Source organism: Flavicella sp., from assembly GCF_037132785.1.
In the GTDB taxonomy this organism is placed as follows: domain Bacteria; phylum Bacteroidota; class Bacteroidia; order Flavobacteriales; family Flavobacteriaceae; genus Flavicella.
The window spans coordinates 1-10216 of the sequence record NZ_JBAHZZ010000140.1; the positions used below are offsets into that span (position 1 = coordinate 1).

At 30.7% G+C, this 10216-nt stretch carries 11 protein-coding genes and 1 pseudogene; 3 read left to right on the forward strand and 9 right to left on the reverse strand.

What is annotated here, in order from left to right; all coding sequences use genetic code 11:
- Positions 1 to 92, reverse strand: a pseudogene (locus V5787_RS09315) (IS1595 family transposase); the annotation flags it as partial.
- A 201-nt stretch (positions 93 to 293) separates the two neighbouring features.
- Between V5787_RS09315 and V5787_RS09320 the strand changes: the two are divergent.
- The gene (locus tag V5787_RS09320) at positions 294 to 1457 is read left to right on the forward strand and encodes a sigma-54 dependent transcriptional regulator (RefSeq protein ID WP_336892966.1); all 1164 of its coding nucleotides are present in this window, start codon (positions 294 to 296) and stop codon (positions 1455 to 1457) included.
- 38 nt (positions 1458 to 1495) lie between these two features.
- On the opposite strand, the gene V5787_RS09325 is transcribed toward V5787_RS09320, so the two are convergent.
- From V5787_RS09325 to V5787_RS09360, 8 genes are all read right to left on the reverse strand, one after another.
- Positions 1496 to 2221 carry a pseudouridine synthase gene (locus V5787_RS09325; protein WP_336892967.1) on the reverse strand — a complete coding sequence of 242 codons (726 nt, stop codon included), beginning with the start codon at positions 2219 to 2221 and terminating at the stop codon, positions 1496 to 1498.
- 33 nt (positions 2222 to 2254) lie between these two features.
- Positions 2255 to 3268, reverse strand: a complete 1014-nt coding sequence (locus V5787_RS09330; protein WP_336892968.1) for an endonuclease/exonuclease/phosphatase family protein — start codon at positions 3266 to 3268, stop codon at positions 2255 to 2257.
- A gap of 2 nt (positions 3269 to 3270) precedes the next feature.
- Positions 3271 to 4113: a rhomboid family intramembrane serine protease gene (locus V5787_RS09335; protein WP_336892969.1), complete on the reverse strand. Its 843-nt coding sequence runs from the start codon at positions 4111 to 4113 to the stop codon at positions 3271 to 3273.
- A gap of 4 nt (positions 4114 to 4117) precedes the next feature.
- Positions 4118 to 4849, reverse strand: coding sequence for a rhomboid family intramembrane serine protease (locus V5787_RS09340; protein ID WP_336892970.1), 732 nt, complete (start codon positions 4847 to 4849; stop codon positions 4118 to 4120).
- Positions 4850 to 4857: 8 nt separating this feature from the next.
- Positions 4858 to 6738 carry a DNA mismatch repair endonuclease MutL gene (gene mutL / locus V5787_RS09345; protein ID WP_336892971.1) on the reverse strand — a complete coding sequence of 627 codons (1881 nt, stop codon included), beginning with the start codon at positions 6736 to 6738 and terminating at the stop codon, positions 4858 to 4860.
- Positions 6738 to 7031 carry a hypothetical protein gene (locus tag V5787_RS09350; RefSeq protein WP_336892972.1) on the reverse strand — a complete coding sequence of 98 codons (294 nt, stop codon included), beginning with the start codon at positions 7029 to 7031 and terminating at the stop codon, positions 6738 to 6740. The genes mutL and V5787_RS09350 overlap by 1 nt, the downstream gene beginning before the upstream one ends.
- Before the next feature lie 123 nt (positions 7032 to 7154).
- Positions 7155 to 7634 (reverse strand): 6,7-dimethyl-8-ribityllumazine synthase, encoded by a 480-nt coding sequence (ribH, locus tag V5787_RS09355; protein WP_336892973.1) that lies wholly within the window; start codon positions 7632 to 7634, stop codon positions 7155 to 7157.
- 43 nt (positions 7635 to 7677) lie between these two features.
- Positions 7678 to 8448: a tetratricopeptide repeat protein gene (locus V5787_RS09360; protein ID WP_336892974.1), complete on the reverse strand. Its 771-nt coding sequence runs from the start codon at positions 8446 to 8448 to the stop codon at positions 7678 to 7680.
- 169 nt (positions 8449 to 8617) lie between these two features.
- Between V5787_RS09360 and recF the strand changes: the two genes are divergently transcribed.
- Together recF and V5787_RS09370 are read left to right on the forward strand one after the other, a co-directional pair.
- Positions 8618 to 9697: a DNA replication and repair protein RecF gene (gene recF, locus V5787_RS09365; protein WP_336892975.1), complete on the forward strand. Its 1080-nt coding sequence runs from the start codon at positions 8618 to 8620 to the stop codon at positions 9695 to 9697.
- A gap of 39 nt (positions 9698 to 9736) precedes the next feature.
- Positions 9737 to 10033 (forward strand): DUF721 domain-containing protein, encoded by a 297-nt coding sequence (locus V5787_RS09370; RefSeq protein WP_336892976.1) that lies wholly within the window; start codon positions 9737 to 9739, stop codon positions 10031 to 10033.
- The last annotated feature ends 183 nt before the right edge of the window (positions 10034 to 10216 follow it).

Below are 10216 nucleotides of genomic sequence, written 5' to 3' on the forward strand. Positions count from 1 at the left end.
CATTTTATTTTTGCCAAATAAGCTTTACAAGCTTCATCATTTGGCAGTTCTTTTATAAAACTCAGTATATTTTGACCTTGAAAAACATCCATATCTGTTATATTTAAGGACACTAAGACACAGAAACTAAATGACTAACTCAGAAAAATTAAATAGATAGGAAATATTTAGGTTTTCTTCTGAAAATAAGGTTCGGTGATTTTTTTTTGTTTAAAAATTAGTTAAAACAGGTAAAAAACAATAATATTTTATCGTATAAAGTTATATTGTCATGAAAATAAAATTCATTTAGAATGAGGAATATATTAATCATAGAAGACGAAGCAGCAATTAGGAGAGTCTTAAATAAAATAATTAGTGAAGAAAATGATAGTTATCAGATTGAAGAGGCAGAAAATGGATTGATGGGGCTTGAAATGATAATGCAAAAAGAGTATGATTTGATATTGTGCGATATTAAAATGCCTAAGATGGACGGCGTCGAAGTTCTTGAAAAAATAAAAAAAATAAAACCACAAATCCCTGTTATCATGATTTCTGGTCACGGAGATCTGGATACAGCTGTTGAAACAATGAGGTTAGGAGCATTTGATTATATTTCAAAACCACCAGATTTGAATAGGTTATTGACAACTGTAAGAAACGCTTTGATGAGTAAAAATTTGATTGTAGAAAATACTCGTTTGAAGAAGAAAGTGAGTAAAAAATATGAGATGATTGGAGATAGTGATTCCATTTCTAAGATCAAAAATATGATAGAAAAAGTTGCTGCTACAGATGCGAGGATTCTAATTACTGGACCTAATGGTACAGGTAAGGAATTAGTTGCTCATTGGTTACATGAAAAAAGCGATCGCTGTAATGCTCCATTGATAGAGGTAAACTGTGCTGCTATTCCTTCAGAATTGATAGAAAGTGAATTGTTTGGGCATGTAAAAGGTTCTTTTACGGGTGCTAATAAAGACCGATCAGGGAAATTTGAAGCGGCTAATAATGGAACATTATTTCTTGATGAAATTGGAGATATGAGCTTATCAGCCCAAGCAAAAGTTTTGCGTGTACTTCAAGAGGGCAGGATAAGTAAAGTTGGGAGTGACAAAAATATAAAAGTCAATATTCGCGTAGTTTCGGCGACCAATAAGGATTTAAAGAAAGAAATACAGGAAGGAAGGTTTAGAGAAGATTTATACCATAGGTTAGCCGTTATTTTAATTGAAGTACCTGCTTTAAATGATCGAAGAGAAGATATTCCATTATTGGTGAATTATTTTTCAAAACAACTATCATCTGAACAAGGAGTACCCATAAAATTATTTTCTGACAATGCAGTCGATTTATTAAAAAGTTATGATTGGACGGGGAATATTCGAGAATTGAGAAATGTGATTGAGCGCTTGATGATTTTAGGTGAAAAAGAAGTTTCCGAAAAGGATGTAAAGTTATTTGCAAGTAAATAATTAAAAAATGCCCAACTTATTAATAGGTTGGGCATTTTTTATGATGCTTCTTCTGTTTTACTAGAGTTCCCTACTAACCGATTAATTGTTTGTAACTCATTTTTAGTAAATGATCTATATTTTCCTGGTTTGATATTGTTAAGAGAAATATTCATAATACGAATTCTTTTCAGTTTTTTCACTTCATATCCAAGTTGTTCACACATACGTCTAATTTGTCTATTTAGACCTTGCATTAAAATTATTTTAAAGGTGTAATCGTTAATTTTTTCAACATTACATTTGTCAGTTATCGTATCTAAAATAGGAATACCATTTTCCATTTTTTTTATAAATGACGCAGTGATTTTTTTGTCCACGGTAACAATATATTCCTTTTCATGATTGTTCTTCGATCGTAGAATTTTGTTGACAATATCTCCGTCATTTGTCATGAAAATTAAACCTTCACTAGGTTTGTCTAATCGTCCTATTGGAAATATTCTTTCAGGATAATTTATATAATTAACAATATTTCCCCTTATTTTAGTGTCAGTTGTACAGGTAATTCCTACTGGTTTATTAAAGGCTAAATAAATATTTACAACCTCTTTTGTGACAATTTGACCATGGATACTAATTTTGTCAACAGCAGTAACTTTTAGACCAAGACCAACTGTTTTTCCATTTACTTTTACATGCCCCTCTTCAATTAATTTATCTGCAGCACGTCTTGAACAGTATCCTGTTTCTGAGATTGCTTTGTTAAGTCTTTTGGTTTCCATAAACAATTTGTTAATTTGAAAAAATAGCGTGTTTTAGTTTTTTGATAGATTAATTTGTGCCATTAAAGGGAAATGATCAGAGTATTTTACATTATATGTTTTAAAATTAGTGACTTCTATACTGTTATCTGTCAAAATAAAATCGATTCGAAAAGGGAATATAAAATTATAAGATTTTCCAAATCCATTACCCGCTTCTATAAAGGCATCCTTTTTATTTTGTTTAAGTTGTTTGTATACCCAAGAAAAGGCAGTATTATTAAAATCACCCATAAAAATTGTTCTGTATTTACAATTTGAACTGTGTTCGATGATTTTTTTTACTTGAGCCTCTTGTTTTGCAAAGGTAGATTCGAATCTTTTTAATAGTTTTTCAGAGTTTTTTTGCCCAAAATTGTCTTTGTTTGTGTCAATCCGTAAAGATTCTAAATGCAAGTTATAGATTCTTAGCGTATCAGAATTAATTACAATATCGGCATATACAGAATTATTACCCGTTTGCTTAAAAGATAATGATCCTTTGTTAATAATTTTATATTTTGAATAGATTCCAAGACCAATACGATTATTTCTATTAAAGTCAACATAGCTATGTTGGTATTCAGGAATGTCTTGGTGTTTATGATAATGTTCTTGAATGGCAATTACATCAGGATTTTCCTTTTTAATAAAGCTCAGGATTTTACTCTTTATATTTACACCATCAGAAGATTTATATGCGTTAAACATTCGTACGTTGTACGACATTATTTTTATGTTGTTATTTGTAAATTCATTCTTGCCAAATTGAATAAAGGCATTTACATGCTGAATACCGATTGCTAAAATGATTAATGAAAGCAAAAACTGTCTTTTTAATTTGACGATCCAAAAAACTAAAAAGACTGTGTTTAGAATGATTAGTACTGGCATTCCAAGACTCAGTACAGAAATGATGCTGGTTACTTTCGGTTGGATATAGGGAATCAGATAGGAAGTAAGTAATAAGAAAGCAATTATAGAATTCAAAAAGAATACAAGCTTATCAAAAAAGGAATTATTTTTCATAATTATTTTTTCCCTTGTTTAAATAATAAGTTTTTTTCTGTTTGGTTTAAAGAATCATAACCGGACTTACTGATTTTATCTAAAATAAGATCGATTTGTTGCTGATTTGTTTTTGTAGATTTATTCGTTGATTTCTTTTTGGATTTGTAAACTGTTTTTAATTTGCTTTTTCGTGTAAAAAAGTCTGCAAAAGGATTTTTTATAGATATTGAAATAGCCCCTTTTCTTATTTGATTCATATATATAAAACCAAAAAGAGCACCTCCTAAATGAGCAAGGTGTCCACCAGCATTACCTGTTGGAATTTGAATAATATCTAGCACAATAAAAAATGCTGCTAATTTCCATAATTTTATAAAACCTATAAAACGCAGGTTCAATTCGTAATTTGGGATATAAGTTGCAAGTCCAATAAAAATAGCCATTACTGCTGCACTTGCTCCAACTAGGGTTGCATTAGTCTCTTCTAAGGCCGGAAATACAGTATAACTTATCATATATAAAAGTCCGCCGAATACTGTTCCAAACAGATAAAAACTTAAAAGTTGTTTGGGAGTGAAATAATCAATAAATAAATTACCTATAAAATAAAGTACGATTAGATTAGAAAGAATATGTAAAAATCCACCATGTAGGAAGCCGTAGGTGATGATAGTCCAAGGGCGTGTTAAAAAATAATTTATATTCGATGGCATGGAGAACCAATTCATAATTATGTTTGAATTGGATTGAAATAAATAGCCAAAAGAATTCAACAGAAAAGTTAATAAAAATGCAGCGACATTTATATAAATTAACTTTTCTACAATACTCGCTTGACTGAATTTATTTAATAGTTCTTTCATAAATTTAATTCCAACGTTTAAATTGATTTTGTTTCCAGTACCAAGCAATAATAAAGCCTATTAGAGCGCCTCCAATATGTGCAAAATGTGCAATATTTCCTATAGAATAGCGAGTGACTCCAAAGAATAAATCAGCTAAAATCATTACTGGAATAAAGTATTTTGCGGAAATAGGAACGGGCAAAAACATCAGTGCTAATTTAGAATTAGGAAAAGACAATCCATAAGCTACTAAAACACCATAAATGGCACCTGACGCACCCACTGCAGGAGTGTGGTATAGATTGTAAAACTCACTTAATGTTTCATTAGATAAGCTGATTAAACTTGTATTGTATGTGCCGGTATCTAGCAAAGATTGAATATCTCCTGCATTTAAACCTTGACTTATAAGTTGCTCATAAATGCCATTGAATTGGAAGTAATTTACTAAGGTATATATGGCGCCGGCACCAATACCAGCAGAGAAATAGAAAAATAAAAATTTGTTTCGTCCCCACATTTGCTCAAGTGGTGTCCCAAAAGCCCATAAACCATACATATTAAACAATATATGAGAAAAACTGCCATGCATAAACATGTGTGTAACATATTGCCAAATTCCAAACTCTGGACTTTCTGGAAAATGAAGTGCAAATAATGTTTGTAAATCAATTCCTTTAAAAAATTGTGGAGCAACAAACAATATAATATTGATGATGATTAAATGTTTGATGCTTTCTGTTAATCTACCCATGTTAATTATTATAGTTTTGAACTAAAAATATTATCTAATTCACCAATGGTTAAAGTTTCGAAAACCTTTTTTCCATAGGGAGATATTGTTGGCTCTTTACAAGAAAATAAGTTGAAAACTAAATTTTCTTGTTCTGTTTCAGATAATTTACTGCCTGTTTTTATGGACAGTGATTTTGCTAGAGATTTAGAAATAATATCCAATTGACTAAAGCTGCTTTCTGGAACTTCATTTCTAATATCATCAAGTAATTGCTCAATGATAATGGTAATTTGACTCTCTGTAATAGAAGTAGGTATTCCTTTAACAATAATACTGTCTTCAGTGATTTTTTCAAATAAAAAACCGGTGTTTTCTAAGTCTAATTTTAATTCTCGTAATATTTCAATTTCTTCTTTGTTAAAAGAAATTTCAACAGGGAATAATAATTGTTGACTTGCAGCTTCTTTGACCGTAATTTTCTCAAGAAATTCTTCATATAAAATTCTTTGATGTGCTAGATTCTGATGAATTAACACCACACCCGATTTTATTGTGCTAAGCAAATATTTCTTGTGAATTTGAAAAGTTTTTCCAGTTGCTTTGTCTTCCTCTTGTAAATCTAAATTGAATTCTGCTTGAAACGGTTCTGACTTAATTTCAAAAGTTTGGTTTTCACCAGTACTTGTGTATAATGACTCCCATTCGGGTAAATTAGAATCTCTTTTAAAAGAAGAATTTGTAAATGATTTAGATCGTGGTGCTGCCGTAGAACTACCATAGTTAGAAGGCGCTTCTGTCTTAAACGGATTAAAGTTTGGATCTATTGCTATTTGTGGTTCAGAAGAATATTCTTTGCCTTTCAAAGCATAGGGAGTATCCATAGATGCATCTCGATTAAAATCTAAAACCGGAGAAACGTTGTATTGACCAAGTCCATGTTTTACCGTTGCACGAATAATGGCATACAATATTTTTTCATTGTCAAATTTTATTTCCGTTTTAGTAGGATGTATATTGATATCAATACTTTCGGGGGGTACTGATAAATATAAAAAGTAGGAGGGGTGATATCCATTACCTAACAAGCCCTCAAAGGCACTTGATACCGCATGGTGTAAATAAGAACTTTTTATAAACCTATCATTGACAAAAAAGAATTGTTCTCCTCTTTTTTTCTTTGAGAATTCAGGTTTTGCAACAAAGCCATCAATGCGTATCACATCTGTGTCCTCATTAATTGGCACTAGTTTTTCATTGGTTTTTCCTCCAAATACGCTGACAATACGCTGTTTTAAATTCCCTGATTTTAAGTTGAATAATTCTGAATTGTTATGATTAAATGAAAAAGAAATATCACTATGTGCTAGTGCAACACGTTGAAATTCGTTTACAATATGACGTGTTTCAATCGTGTCAGATTTTAAAAAATTACGACGTGCTGGTATATTGTAAAATAAGTTTTTAACAGAAACACTAGTGCCTTTTGCAGGACAATCAGGTTCTTGAGAGGTTATCTTACTTCCTTCAATTTTTAAACAAGTTCCAATTTCTTGGCTTTCCTGTTTTGTTTTTAATTCCACATGAGCAATTGCCGCGATTGACGCCATTGCTTCACCTCTAAAACCTTTTGTGTTTAAATTAAATAAATCTTTAGCTTCACGAATTTTAGAAGTAGCATGTCTTTCAAAACACAAGCGAGCGTCAGTCATGCTCATTCCGCTGCCATTATCAATGACTTGAATTAAAGTTTTACCTGCGTCTTTAACAATTAGTTTAATGTTTGTTGATCCAGCATCAATTGCGTTTTCTAATAATTCTTTTACTACTGAAGCAGGACGTTGTACAACTTCTCCTGCAGCAATTTGATTTGCTACGTGATCTGGTAATAATTGTATGATGTCTGTCATTAAATAAGCGTATGTATTTCAAGAATATAGGCGCAAATCCCTACCAGAAGAGCAATAATAATAGCCAAACGTTTATTGGTACCACTATCACTAGGTCCTTTTTTAGATTTTTCCCAATTGTTTTTTAGGTTGTTTCTAACAAGTGTAATCTTGTAATTATCACTAGAATCACCATCTGTTGTCTCAGTGTATTTATCTTTTAAATTATCCAAACGCTCTTTGCGTTGATTATAGTAGCGAGGCTTGTAGTTAAAATCGTAATGAGCTCTTTGTTTAAAAGGAGTTCCTAACATAATTTTTTATTTTGATTGTAACTTCAAAATTACAGAAATTAATGTAAGGATAAAAGTCAATTCCTTGAAAACTTTGTTAAAGAAGTTAATAGAATAAGTGTTGTTTTATAATAGTACTCTAGACTAGATATTTTTAATTACAGCCATTTTAATTGCAGCAATAGCACATTCAATACCTTTGTTTCCATGTATACCTCCAGAACGGTCAATTGATTGTTGCATGGTGTCATCAGTAAGAACACAGAATATTACGGGAGTATCTTGTAGTATATTTAAGTCTTTTATTCCTTGAGTAACGGCATCACAAACAAAATCAAAGTGTTTAGTTTGACCCTTGATAACATTCCCTATAGCAATTACAGCATCAAGTTTTAAAGAGGAAACCATTTTTTTTGAGCCATAAATTAATTCATAACTACCTGGGACATCCCATTTTACAATATTTTCTTTTAGGGCTCCATTTTCTGTCAAAGCCTCTAGAGTTCCTTTATATAAGCTATTGGTTATTGCTTCGTTCCATTCAGAAACAACAATTCCAAAGCGAAAATTTTTCGCATTTGGAATTGTTGATTTGTCATATGCTGATAAGTCAGTAGTAGCCATGAGTAATTGATTTTAATCAAGAGATATTAAAAACAGTTGCTAATTATTTTTGTGCATATTTTGCTTTGTTGATATGCATATCAATATTATTAGCAATAGACGATTTAGAGTATTTATTTTTAATTTGAGTAAATAATTTCTCAGCTTTTACAGCATCACCTAAATCCAAAGCAGTATTACCTGCTTTTAATAGAAATAGAGGTGTTGTAGAAAGATTTGCTTGTGTGTTTGCAGCTTTTTCGTAGTAGGATAAAGCTTCTTTGTTTTGATCTAAATCAGCAAATGCATCTCCTATAGCTCCTAATGCAGCAGGTGCTAATAAAGCGTCTTTAGAAGAAAATTTTTCCAAATATGAAATAGCTGTTTTGTAGTCGTTTATTTTTAAGTAAGAGATACCTGCATAGTAGTTTGCAAGGTTTCCTGCTTTAGTACCACTGTATTTGTCAGCGATATCCACAAAACCATACTTACCGTTAATTCCGCCTTCTAAGGCTAAGGTAAAAAGAGAATCTGACTCTGTAGTAGCATTAATTGCTAAATCAAAATTTTCTTTAGGATAAGCTAATTCATTCGCTGCATCATGTTCTTTAGGCTCAATAATATACGAGTTGTAAGCGATGTAGCCTAAAATAAGGAAAATAACAAATATCAATCCATAAAATAAAGGTTTTTGAAATTTTTCAACCCATTGTTCAGATTTAGAAGCTGTTTGCTCAAGGTTTTTAAATACTTCTGCAGTAGTGCTTTCTTCTTCAATTTTATCTATAGTCGCATTTTTAATTTTCTTTTGACCTTTTTTCTTGTATGTTGCCATTTGATATTGATTCTTTAATTTAAGTTTTATTCTTTCTCGAAGCAAATAAGTAAATATTTTTTTCGAATTATAGCCAAGCAAAAATAGTTTTTTTAATTGGATTTAAAAAGTCTCTTTTTAGCAAAACTTTTAATAATTTGCACCTTCCTATTTTTATGACAATCGAACTATGTATTTACAGAAATTATCCTTGATGAATTTTAAAAATCTAACACAACATGTGTTTGAATTTAAGGATAAGATAAACTGTTTTGTGGGTAATAATGGTGTTGGGAAAACTAATGTTTTGGATGCCATTTATTATTTGTCTTTTTCGAAAAGTTATTTTAATTCGGTTGCTATACAGAATATCCGACATGGAGAGGAGTTTTTTATGTTAGAAGGTTCTTATGTGTTAGAGGGTAGGGATGAAATTATTTTATGTAGTCTTAAAAAAGGACAAAAGAAAATTGTAAAACGAAATGGTAAGTCCTACGATAAGTTTTCAGAACATATAGGAAAGTTTCCTTTGGTAATCATTTCACCCGCTGATCGTGATTTAATTGTAGAGGGGAGTGAAACTAGACGAAAATTTATGGATAGTGTTATTTCACAGCAGAACCAATTGTATCTTAAAACTTTAATAGCCTATAATAAGATATTAGTCCAAAGAAATGCATTGTTAAAATATTTTGCAGCCAATAGAACTTTTGATGCCGTGAATTTAGAAGTATACAATCAGCAATTGATTTGGTATGGAGGAATTATTCATAGAGAAAGAAAAGATTTCTTAGAGGTTTTTACACCTATTTTTGAGGAGCGCTATAAAACGATTTCTGAAGGGAAAGAAGAGGTGAATCTTGTCTATAAATCCCAGTTACTCGATGTAGGTTTTCCTCAATTATTGAATGAGAGTTTGGCAAAAGATAAGGTTTTACAATATACTAGTGCAGGTGTTCATAAAGATGATTTGGTTTTTGAAATTGGGGGATACCCAATTAAAAAACTCGGATCACAAGGTCAGCAGAAATCTTATTTAATCGCTTTAAAATTAGCTCAATTTGATTTTATAAAGAAACAGTCAAATGTATTGCCTATTTTATTATTGGATGATGTGTTTGATAAACTAGATGAAAATCGGGTTAGTCAATTAATTTCCTTGGTTAATAATGATCAGTTTGGACAATTGTTTATTACTGATACGAATGCTAAACGTACTGAAGAGGTGATAAAAAGAATCAATAAATCATATAAAATATTTGAACTGTAATTGGTTTAATAAATTAACTGGAAATATTTTTAGAAAAAAATGGCAAAACGACAAAGCGAATACTTATCATTAAAAGACCTAATGGGGAGGTTTATAAAAGAAAACAATCTTTCTAAAGGCATGCAAAAAATTTCGATAAAAGAAAATTGGGATTCTTTAATGGGGAATGGTGTGGCAAGTTATACGGATAGTATTGAACTTCGAAAAGGAATTTTATATGTAAAATTAAGTTCTTCTGTTTTACGCCAAGAACTTGATTATGGAAAAGAGAAAATTAAAGACATGATGAATGAAGCCTTGGGGGGAGAGGAAATAAAAAAAGTAATGTTATTATAAATAAAAGAATCAACAGATGATTAGTTGGTTTTTTTTATTCTTACCTCCATTCAATAACTTAACGCAACAAATCTAAATTTATAGATTTGTAAAATGGCAGTAAAAAAACATAGACGACTTACTCGTAAAGAAAGAGTATAAATTGAGACTCTTTTAGATGAAAAAAAATCAAAATCCTACATT